Annotated in this window: 17 protein-coding genes; 8 read left to right on the forward strand and 9 right to left on the reverse strand. The window is 74.0% G+C overall.

Annotated elements, in window-relative coordinates:
* Positions 1-30: 30 nt before the first annotated feature.
* Positions 31-315, reverse strand: a complete 285-nt coding sequence (locus BLR33_RS10485) for a phosphopantetheine-binding protein (RefSeq protein WP_093784062.1) — start codon at positions 313-315, stop codon at positions 31-33.
* A gap of 569 nt (positions 316-884) precedes the next feature.
* Between BLR33_RS10485 and BLR33_RS10490 the strand changes: the two genes are divergently transcribed.
* Genes BLR33_RS10490 through BLR33_RS10500 form a run of 3 tightly spaced genes read left to right on the forward strand, consistent with a single transcriptional unit; the run spans position 885 to position 4,321 of the window.
* Positions 885-1,598: a thioesterase II family protein gene (locus BLR33_RS10490; RefSeq protein WP_176930219.1), complete on the forward strand. Its 714-nt coding sequence runs from the start codon at positions 885-887 to the stop codon at positions 1,596-1,598.
* 30 nt (positions 1,599-1,628) lie between these two features.
* Positions 1,629-2,762, forward strand: a complete 1,134-nt coding sequence (locus tag BLR33_RS10495; protein ID WP_093784064.1) for an acyl-CoA dehydrogenase family protein — start codon at positions 1,629-1,631, stop codon at positions 2,760-2,762.
* A complete protein-coding gene (locus BLR33_RS10500) occupies positions 2,759-4,321 on the forward strand; it encodes an AMP-binding protein (RefSeq protein ID WP_322987156.1) in 1,563 nt (520 codons plus the stop codon). The genes BLR33_RS10495 and BLR33_RS10500 overlap by 4 nt, the downstream gene beginning before the upstream one ends.
* Here BLR33_RS10500 and BLR33_RS10505 read toward each other — a convergent pair.
* Entirely contained in the window at positions 4,298-5,011 is a 714-nt protein-coding gene (locus BLR33_RS10505) for a response regulator transcription factor (protein WP_093784065.1), read from the reverse strand. The genes BLR33_RS10500 and BLR33_RS10505 overlap by 24 nt on opposite strands.
* A 636-nt stretch (positions 5,012-5,647) precedes the next feature.
* On the opposite strand from BLR33_RS10505, the gene BLR33_RS10510 reads away from it, so the two are divergent.
* The gene (locus tag BLR33_RS10510; RefSeq protein ID WP_093784066.1) at positions 5,648-7,015 is read left to right on the forward strand and encodes a cation:proton antiporter; all 1,368 of its coding nucleotides are present in this window, start codon (positions 5,648-5,650) and stop codon (positions 7,013-7,015) included.
* Between the two features lie 130 nt (positions 7,016-7,145).
* Here the strand turns inward: BLR33_RS10510 and BLR33_RS10515 are convergent, their stop codons facing one another.
* The 3 genes from BLR33_RS10515 to BLR33_RS10525 form a co-directional block, all read right to left on the reverse strand.
* The gene (locus tag BLR33_RS10515) at positions 7,146-7,697 is read right to left on the reverse strand and encodes a COG4315 family predicted lipoprotein (protein WP_245771325.1); all 552 of its coding nucleotides are present in this window, start codon (positions 7,695-7,697) and stop codon (positions 7,146-7,148) included.
* A gap of 168 nt (positions 7,698-7,865) precedes the next feature.
* Complete coding sequence (locus tag BLR33_RS10520) at positions 7,866-8,465, reverse strand: DUF6529 family protein (RefSeq protein WP_245771326.1); 600 nt, start codon at positions 8,463-8,465, stop codon at positions 7,866-7,868.
* Positions 8,462-9,337, reverse strand: a complete 876-nt coding sequence (locus BLR33_RS10525) for a UbiA family prenyltransferase (protein WP_093784067.1) — start codon at positions 9,335-9,337, stop codon at positions 8,462-8,464. Before BLR33_RS10525 ends, BLR33_RS10520 begins: the two co-directional genes overlap by 4 nt.
* Positions 9,338-9,465: 128 nt before the next feature.
* Between BLR33_RS10525 and BLR33_RS10530 the strand changes: the two genes are divergently transcribed.
* From BLR33_RS10530 to BLR33_RS10540, 3 genes are read left to right on the forward strand one after another with little or no spacing between them, the layout of a single operon-like run.
* Positions 9,466-10,530, forward strand: a complete 1,065-nt coding sequence (locus BLR33_RS10530) for a type III polyketide synthase (RefSeq protein ID WP_093784068.1) — start codon at positions 9,466-9,468, stop codon at positions 10,528-10,530.
* A 7-nt stretch (positions 10,531-10,537) separates the two neighbouring features.
* A complete protein-coding gene (locus tag BLR33_RS10535; protein WP_093784069.1) occupies positions 10,538-11,089 on the forward strand; it encodes an isoprenylcysteine carboxyl methyltransferase family protein in 552 nt (183 codons plus the stop codon).
* A complete protein-coding gene (locus tag BLR33_RS10540; protein ID WP_093784070.1) occupies positions 11,086-12,102 on the forward strand; it encodes an NAD(P)/FAD-dependent oxidoreductase in 1,017 nt (338 codons plus the stop codon). The genes BLR33_RS10535 and BLR33_RS10540 overlap by 4 nt, the downstream gene beginning before the upstream one ends.
* A 93-nt stretch (positions 12,103-12,195) precedes the next feature.
* Here BLR33_RS10540 and BLR33_RS10545 read toward each other — a convergent pair whose 3' ends face one another.
* From BLR33_RS10545 to BLR33_RS10560, 4 genes are all read right to left on the reverse strand, one after another.
* On the reverse strand, positions 12,196-12,783 hold the full coding sequence (locus tag BLR33_RS10545) for a YbhB/YbcL family Raf kinase inhibitor-like protein (RefSeq protein ID WP_093784071.1): 588 nt from the start codon (positions 12,781-12,783) through the stop codon (positions 12,196-12,198).
* 153 nt (positions 12,784-12,936) lie between these two features.
* Entirely contained in the window at positions 12,937-13,395 is a 459-nt protein-coding gene (locus BLR33_RS36715; protein ID WP_093784072.1) for a MarR family transcriptional regulator, read from the reverse strand.
* The gene (locus tag BLR33_RS10555; RefSeq protein WP_093784073.1) at positions 13,392-14,828 is read right to left on the reverse strand and encodes an MFS transporter; all 1,437 of its coding nucleotides are present in this window, start codon (positions 14,826-14,828) and stop codon (positions 13,392-13,394) included. Before BLR33_RS10555 ends, BLR33_RS36715 begins: the two co-directional genes overlap by 4 nt.
* A gap of 136 nt (positions 14,829-14,964) precedes the next feature.
* Complete coding sequence (locus BLR33_RS10560; protein WP_093784074.1) at positions 14,965-15,996, reverse strand: DUF4331 family protein; 1,032 nt, start codon at positions 15,994-15,996, stop codon at positions 14,965-14,967.
* Positions 15,997-16,370: 374 nt separating this feature from the next.
* Between BLR33_RS10560 and BLR33_RS10565 the strand changes: the two genes are divergently transcribed.
* The gene (locus tag BLR33_RS10565; RefSeq protein WP_093784075.1) at positions 16,371-17,147 is read left to right on the forward strand and encodes a class I SAM-dependent methyltransferase; all 777 of its coding nucleotides are present in this window, start codon (positions 16,371-16,373) and stop codon (positions 17,145-17,147) included.
* Positions 17,148-17,248 lie beyond the last annotated feature (101 nt).

Below are 17,248 nucleotides of genomic sequence, written 5' to 3' on the forward strand. Positions count from 1 at the left end.
ACTGCTCCTCATACGGTCGGTGTGGGTGGATCAGGCCATCGCGGCGGGGTCGCCCTGCAGCCGGAAGACCAGGCCGCTGATGGCGTCCAGCGTCTTGAAGTTGCGGCCGACGATGTGCTCGGGCGGGATGTAGAGCCGGTACTGGTCCTGTATGTGGGCGATCAGCTCGGTGGTGTTGAGCGAGGTGAGGATGCCGAGCTGGAGCAGCGGGGCGTCGGTGTCGAGGCCGGCCGTGCCCTCGGGCAGGAAGCGCTTCTCCACGAACGCCTTCAGTTCGGCGAGGATCTCCTCCAGGGCGACGGTCTCTTCGGGCATGCGGCGGCCTCCGGGGTGCGGGCGGGATGGGGCGTGACGGCCGGACGCGCCGCCGTGGGTGCCCGCCGGGGGCGCCCGCCGCGGTCCGCGGTGCGGTCGGTGCGGTCGCGGTGCGGGGCTGGGGCGGCGGGGCCGGGCTGAGCAGGTGAGGGCGGGTCGGGTGTTCCTTCGGCCGTTCCTGGCGGGCCGGCCACGGGTTCGGATCGCGGTCGGCCCGGGGCCCAACCGTAATCAGCGGGCCCTGCCTCGTGCTTCACCACACGTGATGAATTGCGTGACGGGCCGTCCGGGCCGATCCGGTACCCAAGGGGGAGGTGCGCGGGCGCGCCCGCGCGGGGCGCGGGCAGAAAGGATGAGTACCCGCGGCCGTCGCAGCGCGGCCCCTTCAGCGGCAAGGATCGACGCGGGCGCTCCCGGGCCCGCGGCGGTGTCGCCGCGGCGGCCGAGGACGCCTCCGCCCGCCGCCGCCAAGGCCCCGGGCATGCCCTGCGACCTGCGCGTCCGCCCGGCTCCCGGGAGCTGCCGGGGAGTCGGGCGCACGCGCCCGGAACTTCCTGGAGGCCGAAGCAGTGCTCCTCGACCCGGCCCTTCCCCGACTGCTGTGCCTGCCGCACGCCGGCGGCAGCGCGGTGGCGTTCCACCCCTGGCGCGGGCGGTTCGCCGCTTCCGCCCGGGTGACCCCGGTGGAACTGCCCGGCCACGGCACCCGGCGGCGCGAGCCGCTGCTCCACGAGCCCGGCGCCCTCCTCGACGTGCTCACCGCCGAGCTGGCGGCCGCCGCCGACGGCCCCTACGTCCTGTTCGGCCACAGCTTCGGCGCGCTGGTCGCCTTCGAGCTGGCGCACCGGCTGGCCGCCACAGCGGCCGGCCCGCCGCTGGCCCTGATCGTCTCCGGCCGCAACGCCCCCGCGGTCCCGCACCCGCTCGCTGCGCTGCACGACGCGCCCACCCCGGCGCTGCTGCACGGCCTGCGTGCCCTGCAGGGCACCCTGCCCGCGGTGGAGCAGAGCCCGGAGCTGCTGGAGGTGTTCCTGCCGCCGCTGCGCGCCGACCTGCGGATGACCGAGACCTACCGGCGGCCCGAACTGCCGCCGCTGTCCTGCCCGGTGCAGGTGGTGGCCGGCGACCTCGACCCGGTGGTGGACGACGCGGGGCTGGCCGCCTGGCAGGACGAGACGACGGGGCCCTGCCGGGTGCAGCGGGTGCGCGGCGGCCACATGATCCTCGACTCCCCCGCCCTGCACGCGTGCGTGGACGCCCTGTTCGCGCTCGACGCCCGCTGACCCGTTCTTCCCGAACTCCCAGGAGCAGCAGTGGACTTCCACCTGAGCGCGGAGCAGTCCGCGCGTGTCGAGCGCACGTTGAAGGACGCCGCCGAGGCGTTCCCCGCCGGGCGGCCACCGGACGGCTTCGCCCGCGCCGACTGGCGGACAATGGGCGAGCTGGGCCTGCTGGGCACCTGCCTGCCCGCGGAGTACGGCGGCGGCGGGCTCGGCGCGCTGGACACCGCGCTGGTGATCGAGGCGTTCGGCCGGGCCTGCACCGACACCGGCCTGGTCTTCGCGGCCAGTGCCCACCAGTTCGCCTGCGCGGTGCCGATCGCCGAGTACGGTTCGGACGCGGTGCGCAAGAGCCGGCTGCCCGACCTCGCCTCGGGCGCCGCGATCGCGGGCAACGCGATGACCGAGCCGGACTCCGGCTCCGATGTCTCCCACTTGCAGGTGACGGCCCGCCAGGTGCAGGGCGGCTGGGTGCTGAACGGCACCAAGAGCTTCGTCAGCAACGGCCCCGTCTGCGATGTCCTGGTCACCTACGCCACGAGCGACCCGGACATGGGCTACCTCGGGCAGACCGCCTTCGTGGTGGACGCGACCGCCGACGGCGTCCGCAGGAGCGAGCCCTTCGACAAGATGGGGCTGTGGACCTGCCGGGCCGGCTCGGTGGACTTCGAGGACTGCTTCGTGCCCGACGAGCAGGTGCTCGGGCGGCCCGGGATGGGCGCGGCGATCTTCCAGGGGTCCATGGGCTGGGAGCGGGCCTGCCTGTTCGCCGGGTACGTCGGGCTGCTGGACCGGCTGGTCGGGCAGTGCGCGGCCTTCGCCCGCGAGCGCCGCCAGTCCGGCCGGCCGATCGGCTCCTTCCAGGCGGTCTCGCACCGGATCGTGGACATGAAGCTGCGGCTGGAGAGCGCCCGGCTGCTGCTCTACCGGGCCTGCGCGGAGATGGACTCCGGCGGCCGCGCGGTACTGCCGGTGGCGCTGGCCAAGCTCGCGGTCTCCGAGGCGGCCGTGCGGAGTGCGCTGGACGCGGTGCGGGTCTTCGGCGGCCGCGGCTACCTCGCGGAGCACGGCATCGAGGCCGCGCTGCGCGACTCGGTGCCCACCGTGCTGTTCTCGGGCACCTCGGAGATGCAGAAGGAGATCGCGGCGAAGGAGATGGGACTGTGAGCACGGGACACGGAGTCGTGGGCGGAGCGGGCGGCGGCGTGCCGGCGGGAGGTGACGGCGCCGCGGAAACCGGTGCCCGGCTGCTGTACGAGCCCGTGATCGAGGCTGCCCACGCCACCCCGCACGCCCTGGCGGTCGACGCGCCCGACGGGCGGCTGGACTACGCCGGGCTGGACGAGCTGGCCGGCCGCTACGCCGCCGCCCTCGGGGCGCTCGGGGTGCGGCCCGGCGACCGGGTGGTGCTGTGGGCGCCCAAGGGCCTGCACGTGGTGGCGCTGATGCAGGGGTGCCTGCGGGCGGGGGCGCTGTACGTGCCGGTGTCCTCCACCAATCCGCCCTCGCGGCTGGCCCGGATCGCCACCGCCTGCACCGCCGCGCTGGTGGTGACCGACAAGGAGGGCGCCGAGAACGTCGCGGAGTCCGGCGGGCAGGAGCCGGAAGTGACGACGTTCGAGCGGCTGCTGGCCGCCGCCGAGGGCCGGCCGGTGCCCGCCCCCGTGGCCGGTTCGCCGGACGCGGCCGCGTACATCCTGTTCACCTCCGGCTCCACCGGCGAGCCCAAGGGGGTGTGCCTGAGCCACCGCAACGCGCTGTCCTTCGTCCGCTGGGCGGTGGCCGAACTCGGCCTCGGGCCGCAGGACCGGCTGTCCAACCACGCTCCCTTCAACTTCGACCTGTCGGTCTTCGACCTGTACGCGGCCTTCCTCGCCGGCGCCAGCGTCCATCTGGTGCCCGAGCAACTCGCCTACGCTCCCCCGCAGTTGCTGCGCTTCATCAGCGACCACGCGCTGACCGTCTGGTACTCGGTGCCCTCCGCACTCACCTTGATGGCCACCCGCGGGGGCCTGCTGGAGCGGCCCGCGCCGCCCGCTCTGCGGGTGTGCGTGTTCGCCGGCGAGCCGTTCCCGCCCGCGCAGGTGCGCCAACTGCGCACCGCCTGGCCGCGGGTGCGGCTGTTCAACTGGTACGGGCCCACCGAGACCAACGTGTGCACCTCCTACGAGGTGCTCGACGCCGATCTGGCGAGCGGGCGCGCGCTGCCGATCGGCACCGCCTGCTCCGGCGACACCCTGCATTTCGGGGACGCCGAGCCCGGCCGACGCGGCCGCGAACTGCTGGTGTCGGGGCCGACGGTGATGCTCGGCTACTGGGGCCGCCCGCCGCAGCAGGGCCCGTACCCGACCGGCGACCTGGTCGAACCCGACGCGCGGGGGCGTCTGGAGTACGTGGGCCGGCGCGACCACATGGTCAAGATCCGCGGCAACCGGGTCGAACTCGGCGAGATCGAGGCCGCGTTGGGGCTGCACCCGAAGGTGCGCGAGGTGGCGGTGCTGGTGGACGGCACCGGACTCGACGCCCGGCTGCACGCCGTCGTGGTCCCGGAACCGCACTCCGAGCCCGACCTCCTGGAACTGAAGAGGTGGAGCTCGGAGCGGCTGCCGTCCTACATGCTCGTGGACGCCATGAGCCTGGTGGCCGAACTCCCGCGCACCGACAACGGCAAGACGAACCGCCGCCTGCTCGCGGAGTCGGTGCTATCCGGCGGCCCCCAGGGCTGAGTGCAGGTTTCCGCCGGCCCGTACGATGCCCTTCTCGTACGCGTAGATGACGGCGTGCACCCGGTTGCGCAGGGCGAGTTTCTCCAGCATGCGCTGAACATGCGATTTAACCGTGCTTTCACTCAGGAACAACGCCTCGGATATCTCGGCGTTCGAGTACCCGCGGATGATGAGTTCCAGCACGTCCCGTTCCCGCCTGGTAATTCCACTGGATTCCAGGTCCTGTTCCGAGGAGTCCGCCCTCACCACTTCGGCGGACCCCTCGGCAACCGGTTCCTCGTTTTCCCAGGGCGGCACGACGAGCCGGTAGCCGGCCGCGATCATCCGGACCGCGGCGACGATGTGCTCCGGGGTGGCCTGGTTGTCCAGCACACCCCATGCACCCGCCATCTGCCAGCAGCGCGCCGCCTGTTCCAGTCGCGGCACGATGGCCAGCACTTTCGGGCAGTCGGTCGCGCCGGCGCCGATGAGCAGCCGCAATTCGGCCGACGAACAGGGTTCGGCGTCCGGGCAGTCGACGATCACCACGCTCGGTGCGAGCCGGCCGACATGCGACACGGCACTTTCCAGATCGGCTGCCTCGCCGATCACTTCCAGACCCGCCTCCCGGTTTAACAGGACAGTGAGACCCACTCTCGAAACGGCTCTCGAATCCACCAGAAGAATTCTGGTGGCTTCCTCCTGAAGCATCGTTAGCCCCCGAACTTCAGCTGCCTACAAGCGGTACCCGACACTAGCATGGCAGCACTCCGCCTACAACCACGGACATTCGAATGACTACTGTCCGGTCGGCCAAAGTTGATGGCTGAATTGACCTGCTCGCCGAACCCGGCACCGGACCCGTCCGGCCTGGTCAGCACCGTCCGGCGGGCCCTTGGGGACGACAGCGGGCCGGCCGCGCGTGCGGCGGATGACCAGAATTTACACAAGAAAGGGGTTTCACCCCGCGTTGCGGCCGAAGATATTCCCGAGACACTTCTGCGCCAAAACTTGAGTAACTCTCGAGGACCGGCGTGCAGATATGCAACGGGCCCTGGTGGCGGCGCACCGCCGGGCGCGCGGTGATGCGCGGACACTCCCCCGAACGGGGGTGGGAGCACCCTTGCGCGGCCCGCCTCCCCCTTTCGGCCCACCCCTGCGCCCCGGGGACCGGTCCGCGCGGCCGCGCGGCCGGGATTTCATCCCAACTACGGATGCGGGCGGGCCGCCGGAGCGAGCAGAGTCGCAGGAGGCCCGTTGTGCCGCCGCGCCGCGGCCGCCCGGATCGCCTCCGCATCCCCCCGCTCCCCGCACCAGGTTCCCGTTTCCCCTCAGGCAGGAGCACCGATGTCCGCGTGGTTCCGAGACCTTCCGCCCGACTGTGTGGCGCTGGCCGACGTGGCGGTGGCGGTCATCGCCGGCGCCGCCCTGATCCGGATCACCCGCAGGCTGCGCCAGCCCGCGGTGATCTGGGAGATCGCCACCGGCATCATCCTCGGCCCCAGCGTGCTGGGCCTGCTCCCCGGCCACCTGGACGTGCGGCTGTTCCCGGTGGCCCAACGCCCCACGCTCACCGCGATGTCGGAGCTCGGCCTGGTGTTCTTCATGTTCCTGGCCGGCTGGGAGATGAACCCGAAGATGCTGCGCAGCGGCAGGTCCGCGGTGATCGCCACGGCCCTGTCCGCGATGGCGGTGCCCTTCGTGGCGGGCGGCGCGCTCGCCTTCGCGCTCGCCTCCGACCACCGCGGCCACACCTCGACCTCCGCCTTCGTCCTCTACTTCGGCACCACGATGGCGATCACGGCCTTCCCGGTGCTGGCCCGCATCCTGCGCGACACCGGTCTGGACCGCACCCCGGTCGGGGTGCTCTCCATGGCCTGTGCGGCGGTGGGCGACGGCGTCGCCTGGTGCATGCTGATCGTGGTCGTGGCGGTCGTGGGGTCGGACGGGACGGCCCAGATCTGGCACACCCTGCTGATGGCCGCGGTACTGGGCGCGGTGCTCTTCGGCGTGGTCAAGCCACTGCTGGCGCGCTGGGCGGCGAGCACCGAGAAGGAGGAGCCGGAGGAGGACGTCCCCGGCGAGCGGCGCCCGGACATGGCGGTCGACACCGCGGGCAACCGGGCCTTCCTGCTGGCGGGTTCCTTCGCGCTGCTGTGCGGCTGCGCCACCGCCTGGATCGGCATCCACCCGATCCTGGGCTCCTTCGTCGCCGGCCTGGTCATGCCGCGCACGGTCGGCCCGCGGCTGCGCGAGGCCGTGGAGGTCCCGCTCGCCCGCACCGCCACCCTGCTGCTGCCGGTCTACTTCATCGTCACCGGCCTGACGGTGGACCTCACGACGGTCGGCTGGGCGGGCCTCGGCGAGCTGTGCCTGATCATGGCGGTGGCCGTGGGCGGCAAGTTCGTCGGCGCGGTGGTGCCCGCCCGCTCCTTCGGCATCCCCTGGCGCGAGGCCGGCGCGCTCGGCATCCTTATGAACACCCGCGGCCTGACCGAGCTCGTCGTGCTGGGCGTCGGCCACGACCTGGGCGTCATCGACGACCGGCTCTTCTCGATCATGGTCATCATGGCGCTGCTCACCACCGCGATGGCCGGCCCGCTGCTGCGCCTCATCGGCATCCGGCCGCCGGACATCCCCGAGTCCCCGGCCGGGCTCGCCGACGCGCCGCGCCTGACGGGCCGTTCGGCCGAGAGCGGCACCGCCGCCGGCTGACAGGCGCCCCCGGCCGACGGGCGACAAGGGGGGCGCGCGAGCGAGCGCGGCTCCTCCGCGTCCCCCCGCGCCCCCTGCCTCTTGGTCGGCCAAGGACCGACCAGAGCCGGTCAGGGCCGGTCAGGACTGCTCAGTAACCGCCGCCGCCCGGGGTGGACGGCTGCGACACCTTGGTGGTGATCTGCTTGCCGTTCGTGCCGAGCACGTACCACTTGGCGCCGAAGTTGTCCAGGCCCTGCCCATTGGTGTTGCCCGCCTTGGAGTCGCCGGCGAAGTGGTAGAGCGGGTGCCCGTTGTACACCACCTGGGTGCTGCCGTCGCTGCGCTTGGCGGTGGACAGCTTCGCGCTCTGCACCCCGCCCGCCCCGCCAGCCTTGCCGGTCACCACGAGCGGCGGCCATGCCTTGGCGCAGGATCCGTTGCAGGTGGGCTTGCCGTTCTTGTCCGCCTGGAAGAGGTAGAGGGTCATCCCCTTGCTGTCCACGAGGATCGTGCCGAGCTTGCCGGCCTTCGCGGTGGAGACCGTCGCCGAGGAGGTCTGCGCGGCCTGTTCGGGGGTGCGGGTCCCGGCGGCGGCCGGCGAGGCGGCGGTGGACCCGGCCGACCCGCCGGAGCAGGCCGTCGCGGCGGCGGTCATCAGGGCTGCGGCCACTGCGGCGGCGGCCGTGGTGCGGTGCTTCACAACGACTCCTGGGATTCCGTCCGTTCCGGACGCGGGCACGGCGGCCCGCCGACCGGGGCCGCCCACGTCCACTAGACGTCCGGTGCCCCGCCACGGCCACAGGAGCGGGGCATCCGGGCGAGCCGGGGCCGCGGGGCCCCGCGTCTGTGGGGTCGCCGGGTGACGGGGTCAGGACAGCCCGGGTACGGAGAAGTCGTTCAGGGCCCACAGCGCGGCGGTGTACCAGAGCAGCGCGATGGAGAAGAAGAGCACTCCGCCCAGCACCGGCAGCAGCAGGCCGGGCAGCCGGCGGGAGCGTACGACGACCACCTTGGCCACGAAGGCGCCGTAGAGGACGCAGCCGGTCACCGAGTGGATCTCCACCCGTGTGCTGGTGGTCTCGATGCCGTAGGTGACCAGGCAGTGGTAGGCGATGGGGAGCGAGAGCAGGAAGGCGAGCCAGCCGGTGGCGCGGTGGCCGAGCCGCACCGGGCGGCCGCCGGCGGCGGCGCCGGGCACCCGCCCGTACATCCAGGCGGCGAGGCCGAGTTGGAGCACGGCCAGGGCGAGCAGGGCGGTGCCGAGGCGGGCCTTGAGGTCCACCGCGGCGTTGCCGTGCTGCCCGAACAGGCCGGTGGCGTAGTCGGGGGTGTGCCGGGAACCGAACAGGTAGACGCCGACCCCGGCGGCGAAGGGGGCCAGCAGGGCCGCGGTGGCGCCGGCCGCGCGTGCCGCCCCGCCCCTGCGCCTGGGCTGCGATCCGCCGGATCCCGGCGGCTGCCCCCTCATGCCAGCGCCTCGCCGTGCAGCAGGAGCAGGGCCACCGCGGTCGCCGCCATCGCCAGGGTGGCCAGGAAGGGCACGCGGCTGCGCGGGTCGGCGCCGCTGGTGCGGACCGTCGCCACCGCCAGGGCGCCGGTCACGGCAAGGGCGGCCCAGCCGGACGGGCCGACCGGTCCCGGCGGGCCCAGGACCAGGACACCCGCCGCGGCCAGCAGCGGCAGCGGGGCCAGCAGCCGGCTGCGGCGCCTGCCCAGTCGCTGCGGCAGGCCCCGCACTCCCGCGGCGAGGTCCTGCTCGATGTCCGGCAGCACATTGGTGAAGTGGCCGCCCACGCCGAGCAGCGCGCCCGCCGCGACGGCCCAGCCCGGCGGTCCCGGGCGGCCGGGCAGCCCGAGGGTGACGAAGGCGGGCAGCAGGCCGAAACCGAGTGCGTAGGGCAGCCAGGACAGCAGTGTGCGCTTGAGGCCGAGGTCGTACGCCCAGGCCGCCGCCACGCCCGTCAGGTGCGCGGCCCCGGCGGCGAGCCCGCAGGCGAGCGAGGCCACGACGCACAGGGCCAGCGCACAGCCGGCCGCGGCCGCCACCGTCCCGGCCTGCGGCACGCCCGCCACCAGTGGTTTGTCGGTGCGGCCGGCCGCGGTGTCGCGGGCGAGGTCCACGACGTCGTTGCACCAGCCGACCGACGCCTGCCCGGCGAGGACCGCGACCGCCACCAGCACGCACCCGCCGAGGCCGCGCCCGGAGGCGGCGGCCAGCGCCGTCACCAGGACCGTCACGGCGGCCGCCGGCTCCGGGTGGCTCGCGCGGACCAGGCCCCTGAAGCTCGCGGCCGCCGCTGCGCCGCCGCGTCCCGCCGCCTCGGCCTCATCACTGGACATGTCCGGAATATACGGCGTGGTGGCCCGCGTTCCGCCGCGCCTCGCCGTCGCGACCCCGCTCCCCGACACGGCGCCGGATCCCCGCGTGACGTCCACCGATTCGTCCGTATCACCCCTATCCTGACGAAATGGGTCAACTCGCGGGCGTCCACAAGGTGCTGCCGCCCCACCGGTACGAGCAGCACGAGATCAGGGACGCTCTCGTGGCGATAGGGGCGGTACGGCCCGAGGCCCGCGGCCTGCTGGCCCGGCTGCACGAGGGGTCCACCGTGCGCGGCAGGCATCTGGCGCTGCCGCTGGAGCGGTACGCGGACCTCGGCGGCTTCGGCGCGGCGAACGACGCCTATGTGGCGGCCGCGCTGGAGCTGGGCGAGGCGGCGCTGCGGGGCGCGCTGGCGGACGCCGGGGTGGCGGCGAGCGAGGTGGACCTCGTGGTGTCCACGTCGGTGACCGGCCTCGCGGTGCCCTCGATCGAGGCGCGGCTGTCGGGGCGGCTCGGGCTGCGCGCGGACGTGAAGCGGCTGCCGGTCTTCGGGCTGGGCTGCCTGGCGGGCGCGGCGGGCCTCGCCCGGGTGCACGACTACCTGGCGGGCCACCCCGGCGAGGTGGCGGTGCTGCTGGCCGTCGAGCTGTGCTCGCTGACGATCCAGCGCTCCGACTCCTCGCCGGCGAACCTCGTCGCGGGCTCGCTGTTCGGGGACGGCGCGGCCGCCGCGGTCGTCGTGGGCCGCGACCACCCGGCCGCCCGGGGCGCGCGGGGCCCGGCCACGGTGGCGACCCGCAGCAGGCTCTACCCGGACACCGGTCATCTCCTCGGCTGGGACGTCGGCGACGGCGGCTTCCGCATCCTGCTCGGCAGCGACCTGCCCGACACGGTGCTGCGCCATCTCGGCGCGGAGGCACGGGAGTTCCTGGCCGACCACGACCTCAAGCCGCACGACGTCGAGCACTGGATCTGCCACCCGGGCGGCCCGAAGGTCCTGGAGGCGGTCCGGGACAGCCTCGACCTGCCCGCGCGCGCCCTGGAGACGACGTGGCGCTCGCTCGCGGAGGTCGGCAACCTCTCCTCGGCGTCCGTCCTGCACATCCTGCGCGACACCCTGGACCGGGAGCGGCCGCTGCCCGGCACGCCCGGCCTGATGCTCGCCATGGGCCCGGGGTTCAGCTCCGAACTCGTCCTCCTGCGCTGGTAGGCCGCCGATGACATCCCTGTCCGTCCCCTGGACCGCGCTGGTGCTGCTGGTGGCCGCCGAGCGGCTCTGCGAGTTGGTCATCGCCCGGCGGAACGCGGCCTGGAGCCTGGCGCGCGGCGGCACCGAGTACGGGCGCGGCCACTACCCGGTCATGGTGGCCCTGCACACCGGGCTGCTGGCGGGGTGCCTGGCCGAACCGGCTTTGGCGGGGCGGTCGTTCACCCCCGCGCTCGGCTGGCCGATGCTCGCCCTGGTGGCGGCCGCGAACGCGGTGCGCTACTGGTGCGTCCTCACCCTCGGGCCGCGCTGGAACACCCGGGTCATCGTGGTGCCGGGGCTGCCGCTGGTCGCGCGCGGCCCCTACCGGCTCATGCGCCACCCCAACTACGTGGCGGTCGTGGTCGAGGGCGCGGCGCTGCCCCTGGTGCACGGCGCCTGGATCACCGCGGTCTGCTTCACCGCGCTCGACGTTCCGCTGCTCGCCGTCCGGCTGCGCTGCGAGAACGCCGCCCTCGCCCGCCCCGCGCCCCCGGCGGCCCTGGTCGCGCCGGCGCGGTGATCGACCTGCTGGTCGCGGGCGGCGGCCCGGCCGGGCTGGCCACCGCCCTGCACGCGGCCCGCGCGGGGCTCGACGTCGTGGTCGCCGAGCCCCGTCCCGGCCCGGTGGACAAGGCGTGCGGCGAGGGGCTGATGCCCACGGCGGTCCGCGCCCTCGCCGAACTCGGCGTCGTCCCGGACGGCAGCCCGCTACGCGGTATCCGCTACGTGGACGACCGCCACCAGGCCGAGGCGCATTTCCGCGCCGGCCACGGACGCGGGGTGCGGCGCACCGAACTGCACGCGGCCCTGTCCCGGCGCGTCGCCGAACTCGGCGTCCCCGTCCTGCCGTTGCGGGTCGGCACGATCCGGCAGGACGAGGACCGGGTGGCCGCGGCCGGCCTCACCGCGCGCTACCTCGCCGCCGCCGACGGCCTGCACTCCCCCATCCGCCGCGCCCTCGGCCTGTCGGCGCCGGCCGGCCCTGGCCCGGCCCGCTACGGGCTGCGCCGGCACTTCGCGGTGCCGCCGTGGACGGACTGCGTCGAGGTGCACTGGTCGGCCCGCGCGGAGGCGTATGTCACGCCCGTGGGTCCGCGGCTGGTCGGCATCGCGCTGCTCACCAGTGACCGCGCGCCCTTCGAGCAGCACCTCGCCGCCTTTCCCGCCCTCGCGGCCCGGCTGCCCGCCACCGCCGCGACCGCCACCCGCGGGGCCGGGCCGCTGCGGCAGAGCGCCCGCAGCCGCGCCCTCGGCCGGGTCCTGCTGGTCGGCGATGCCGCCGGCTACATCGACGCGCTGACCGGCGAGGGCATCTCCCTGTCCCTGCGGGCCGCCGCCCACCTGGTCGCCTGCGTCCGGGCGGACCGCCCCCAGGACTACGACTCCCGCTGGCGCCGGATGTCCCGCCCCCAACGCGCGCTGACGGCAAGCCTGGTACGGGCCCGCGCGCACCCCGCCCTCGGTCCGCGCATCGTCCCGGCGGCGGCCCGCTTCCCGGCGCTGTTCGCCACAGCGGTCAACTTCCTTGCCTGACCGCCTTCCTGGGCGGTCGCCGGTCCGTCCCCGTGGGGTCGGCGGGTCCGGCGGGCGAGGCGGGCGGATCACCGGCTCGTCCCCGGTGGGCGGTCAGCGCTCGTAGGTGCCCGTGATGCGGCCGCGGGCCAGCACCGGGGTGTCGAGGGCGGCGAGCAGCGCGTGCGGCCGGGTCTTGAGCACAGCTCGATGGTCGGGGCCGCCCAGCAGGGGGCGCCCGAGGGCGAAGAGCTGGACGACGTAGCGGTGCGGGCCGTGGCCCTTGAGGGGTTCGGCCCCGTGGTAGCCGCGGCCGACGACCGAGCGCAGCAGGGTGACGCCGGGGGCCGGGTGCTGCTTGGCGAGGGCGCCGGCCGGCAGTTCGCGCGGCTGCTCGAGGGCGGCCTCGTCGAGGACCGCGAGGCAGTGGACGGCCGGCTTGCTCCCCAGCGGGATGTCGATGTCCTCGATGAGCAGCAGGAGTTCGGCGGTGCCCTGTGGCGGCTCGCTCCAGGACAGCTGCGGCGAGAGGTTCTCGCCGCCGACCCGCTTCCCGGTGTGCCGGGGCGCGAGCGACCCGCCGTCGGTGAACTCGGTGCTGGTGAGCCGGAGCGTCTCCGGGGCGGACAGGTGGGGCCGGTTCCAGGTGTGGTGCTGCTCGTCGGGGCGGCTGTTGCGCAGGAGGGTGCCCAGGAGTGCCATGCGGTCTGCCTTGCCGTCGGGTCCGGCCCGCTCGGGCCGGGTCGGTTCTGGTCTGGTCTGGTCTGGCCGGATCGGGCCTGTCAGGTCCGTCCGGTCGGATCGGCCGGATCGGATCGGGTCCGGCCCGTCCGGTCGTCCGGTCGGGTTGCCGGGTCACTGCCCCGAACCGGCCGGCGGCGGCTCGCCGTTGAGGGTCGCGAAGATACGGGTCAGTGCCGCGATGTCGGCCGCGTCGAGCGCGGTGAGCGCGGGCGGCGGGTCGGTGAGGATGCGGTGGGCGGTGGCGGCGGCCTGCCGCCCGGCGTCGGTGAGGTGGACGAGCTTGCGGCGGTTGTCCTCCGGGTGCGGTCCGCGGCGGACGAAGCCGCGCCGCTCCAGCCGGTCCACCGTCACGGTGGCCGCCGAGGGGTCCACCTCGAAGACCTGCGCGATGTCCCGCAGCGTCATCGGGGCCTCGGCGAGCCGGACCAGCAACTCGGCCTTCCCGGCGCCCAGGTCCAGTTGCACGCGCAGCGCGTGCCGCCGGTCCTCCCCGGCGAGGAACCTCTGCATCCCCGCCCACGCCTGGGCCGCCGGGTCCTTGCCGCCCACCGGGTCCGCCTCGGAATTCATCGGGCCACCTCCATCTCCTGCGTACTCGACTGCCGGCCGTTCCGCTCGGCACGGGCCGTCGCCCACCGACCGGTCGAGACCAGGCCGAACAGTACGGTCGCACCCCCGCACCCGGCGAGGACGGCCCAGGCGGCGCGGCCCGAGGCGAGGAACCCGCCCGAGCCGCCCGCGACGATCGACCCGCACACCGCCACGCCGATCGCCGCTCCCGTCTGCCGGCAGGTCGAGGCGATCGCCCCGGCCACCCCGGCCTGGTCCCGCGGCAGGCCCGCCAGCGCGGTGTTCGTGATCGGCGTGCCGACCAGGCCGCATCCGGCACCGAACACCACGTAGGCGAGCACCAGGTACCACGTACCCGTCCTGTCCCCGGTCCCCGCCATCAATCCGGCGCCCGCCGCCAGCAGCAGTCCCGCGAGCAGCAGGGCGGGCCGCGGGCCCTTCGCGGCCACCAGGCGGCCCGAGACGGTGGAGAACACCCCGAGCGCGAGCGGCATCGGGATCGTGACCACGCCCGCGTGCAGGGCGCTGAAGCCGCGGACGTCCTGCAGGTAGAGCGTGTTGAGCAGCAGGAAGCCGCCGGATGCCGCCAGTGCGACCAGGGCGATGAGGGTCGCGCCCGAGAACGCCGGGCTCCGGAAGAACCGGATGTCCACCAGCGGGTCGGCCCGGCGGCCCTCGGCCGCCACCAGCCCCGCGCCCGAGGCTGCCGCCACCGCGAACAGCCCGACGATCAGTGGCGAGCCCCAGCCCTGCCGCGGCCCTTCGATCACCGCGGCCGTGACGGGACCGAGGAGGGCCACGACCAGCACCTGCCCCAGCGGGTCGAACCTCTTGCCGCGGGCCGCCCTGGACTCCGGGACGTACCTCGTCGTCAGCACCATCGCCAGCACACCGAACGGCACCGTGATCCAGAAGATCGAGCGCCAGCCCAGGCCGCTCACCAGGAAGCCGCCCAGGACCGGCCCGCTCGCCAGGCTCAGGCCCGCCACCGCGCCCCACGCCCCGACGGCCTTGGCGCGGGCGGCCGGCTCGGTGAAGGTGGTCGCGATGATCGACATCGCGACCGGGTTGAGCATCGATCCCCCCACGGCCTGCAGTGCCCGGAAGGCGACCAGCGCCCCCAGCGAGGGGGCCAGGCTGCACAGGAGGGAGCCCACGGTGAAGACGGCGAGGCCGGTGGTGAAGACGCGGCGGCGGCCGAAGCGGTCGGCGAGGGAGCCGGACAGCAGCAGGAGGCAGGCGATGACCAGCGTGTAGGCGTCCGTCGCCCATTGCAGGCCGCTGACCGAGGTGTGCAGCGCTCTTTGGATCGACGGGAGCGCGACGTTCACGATCGTCACGTCGAGCCCGGCGACGAAGACGCTCAGGCAGCAGGTGAGCAGCACGATGGTGCGGGCGCGCGGTGGGAGGTCGCTCGGTGGGCTCGCGGTCATGATGATTATTGTGGCACATCAACCATTGTCTCGGCGACGCCCCGCACTTCCATGAAGCGGGTGGTCAGCGGAGCCGGGTCTTCCGCGGCGGGGCCGGGCCCGCCGCGGAAGACCGGCGGCGGGCGGGCCCTGGTGTCTAGGACGTGGCTTCCACGATGTAGGGGAATCGCGGTGTGCGCTGGTCCGCGGCCACGGCCTGGGTGAGTCCGGTGGGGACGGCGCTGTTGGTGACCAGGGAGAGCATCGCTTCGGGGGCGTTGTCGGCCTGGGTGCGGCCGTTGCGGGTCGCGAAGCCGAACTGGGCGGGGGTGCCGACGGTGTAGGACAGGACATCGGGCAACAACTGCCGCGCGACTTCCTGTCCGTAGGCGTCGGGGTCGGCCGAGGTCCCGGTGGCGGCGACGACCGCGGAGACCCGCTCGGCGATGAACGAACCGGCTTCGGCGACGTCCTTCGAGGGGTGCCGGGTGTTGGCCGGGTTGCTGAAATCGGTGTCGGTCGGCCAGAAGATCGGCCACATCATCGGGTGTCCGGCCCGGTTGATCTGCCGCCACCCGCCGGCGTCGGTGGCCAGCTTGGTCGCCGCCCACACGCCGATGCGGGTGCCGGGGCGCAGTACGGGGTGGGTGTGCGGGATCTCGAGCACGATGGTTTCCACGGTGGTGCCGGCGAAGGTGTTCTTCGCCTCTCCCGGCTTCCATCCGGCCAGGTCGACCTTGCCGCCCTCGCCGACCGCCGCGTTGATGACGGAGAGCAGCGACAGGTCGATGTAGAAGGCGTCGGAGATCCGTCCCGCCCAGACCCGGATCCCGTCCTCGGCGGTCGCGGTCTCGCCGGTGCGGCCCTGGAGCAGGACACTGCCGTCGGCGCCGTCCTCGTGCGCGTCGGCACCGGACAGGGATTCCAGCCGCAGGCTCTGGCGCCCGGCGGGGTCGGGCTCGCCGAACGCGAGCCGGTAGGTGAGGCTTTCGACGGCCTCGCCGTCGAGGTGGATCTTGAACTCGTACCGCGCCTCGGGGTGGAAGCCGGGTTCGGCGTACACGCCGGTGACGTTCGAATTGACGTCCATCATCAGGACGGTCGCGTTCTCGCCCTGGAAGACGTACAGGTCGTCGAGGAAGAGCTGTCCGTTCTCGGCGGCCAGCGGGGTGTCGAGGTGGTGGGACATGAGGATGTCGTTCCTGACTGTTCGAGTGGGGGCGTTCCCGGACAGGCCGTGGCTGGCGCGGGCCGGTGTTCGATGCGGTCCGAGGGCCCGCGGAGCCCATCGTTGCCCGCGTGCGTCCGGGCCGGTACCGGCCGATGGGGAATGCCGCCATAACACGCGGTTATGACCGCCGGCGCCTGCGACGGTCGCCAGGCCACGGCACGAATCAGTTTAGCCACGGGTGAGGTATTCGCCAGATTTGACCGGAATGGTCACTCCGGGGATCGGCGAGCCGCACCGGTCCACATCCCAAAGGCACGGGGCCCGCCGGGACCGCCGGGGGCGTCCGCGTCGACGGCTATCTCCCCTGGCGGGCGCGCACTACGGTGGGGCGCATGCCCGAATCCTCCGTGCGGGATTTCTACGACGACCTGGCCCGCGACTACCACACGATGTTCCGGGACTGGGACGTGAGCATGGCCCACCAGGCGGAGGTACTGGGCGGGCTCGTCCGCCGGACTCTCGGCGCCGGGCCGCACGAAGTGCTGGACTGCTCGTGCGGGATCGGGACCCAGGCCATCGGGCTGGCGCTGGCCGGGCACCGGGTCGTCGGCAGCGACCTGAGCCCGGTCGCCGCCGCCCGCGCCGCCGCCGAGGCGGCGGCCAGGGGAAGCCGGCTTCCGGCCGCCGCGGCCGACATGCGCCGGCTGCCGTTCAAGGACACCTCGTTCGACGTCGTGCTCTGCGCGGACAACTCCCTTCCCCACCTGCTCTCCGGGGAGGACGTTCGGGCGGCGCTCGTCGGCATGCGACGGGTGCTCCGCGACGACGGCCTGTTGCTGATCACCGTCCGGGCCTACGACGAGATGCGCCGGACCAGGCCCACGGGGGCACCTCCCCAGGTGTCGCAGACACCCGAAGGCCGCGTGATCACCTTCCAGTTGTGGCATTGGCACGAGGACGGCGAACGCTACGACCTGGAGCACTTCCAGCTCGTCCCCGCGGAGGGCACCTGGCGTGTCCGCGTTCACCGGAGCACCTACTGGGCGCTGACGCCCGCGCAGCTGACCGGGTTCGTGACCGAAGCCGGCTTCACCGACGTCACCTGGCACAGCCCGGCGTCCAACGGGTACTACCAGCCCGTGCTCACCGCGCGCGCTCCCGCGGCGTAGTAGCCCGGACACCGGTTCCTCCGGCCCGGCATCCGGTCCACCCACGGCCATTCACCACAGCGCGCAACTGCCGGTGGTCCCCAGTCGGCCCACGAGGCACG

The sequence above is a fragment of the Actinacidiphila guanduensis genome (assembly GCF_900103985.1).
GTDB lineage: Bacteria > Actinomycetota > Actinomycetes > Streptomycetales > Streptomycetaceae > Actinacidiphila > Actinacidiphila guanduensis.

Coding starts and splice junctions, on each gene's coding strand:
- BLR33_RS36715 (WP_093784072.1), bottom strand. CDS start 13,395: ATGAATTCCGAGGCGGACCCGGTGGGCGGCAAGGACCCGGCGGCCCAG.
- BLR33_RS10520 (WP_245771326.1), bottom strand. CDS start 8,465: ATGAGGGGGCAGCCGCCGGGATCCGGCGGATCGCAGCCCAGGCGCAGG.
- BLR33_RS10505 (WP_093784065.1), bottom strand. CDS start 5,011: ATGCTTCAGGAGGAAGCCACCAGAATTCTTCTGGTGGATTCGAGAGCC.
- BLR33_RS10530 (WP_093784068.1), top strand. CDS start 9,466: ATGGGTCAACTCGCGGGCGTCCACAAGGTGCTGCCGCCCCACCGGTAC.
- BLR33_RS10560 (WP_093784074.1), bottom strand. CDS start 15,996: ATGTCCCACCACCTCGACACCCCGCTGGCCGCCGAGAACGGACAGCTC.
- BLR33_RS10525 (WP_093784067.1), bottom strand. CDS start 9,337: ATGTCCAGTGATGAGGCCGAGGCGGCGGGACGCGGCGGCGCAGCGGCG.
- BLR33_RS10510 (WP_093784066.1), top strand. CDS start 5,648: ATGTCCGCGTGGTTCCGAGACCTTCCGCCCGACTGTGTGGCGCTGGCC.
- BLR33_RS10485 (WP_093784062.1), bottom strand. CDS start 315: ATGCCCGAAGAGACCGTCGCCCTGGAGGAGATCCTCGCCGAACTGAAG.
- BLR33_RS10555 (WP_093784073.1), bottom strand. CDS start 14,828: ATGACCGCGAGCCCACCGAGCGACCTCCCACCGCGCGCCCGCACCATC.
- BLR33_RS10535 (WP_093784069.1), top strand. CDS start 10,538: ATGACATCCCTGTCCGTCCCCTGGACCGCGCTGGTGCTGCTGGTGGCC.
- BLR33_RS10545 (WP_093784071.1), bottom strand. CDS start 12,783: ATGGCACTCCTGGGCACCCTCCTGCGCAACAGCCGCCCCGACGAGCAG.
- BLR33_RS10565 (WP_093784075.1), top strand. CDS start 16,371: ATGCCCGAATCCTCCGTGCGGGATTTCTACGACGACCTGGCCCGCGAC.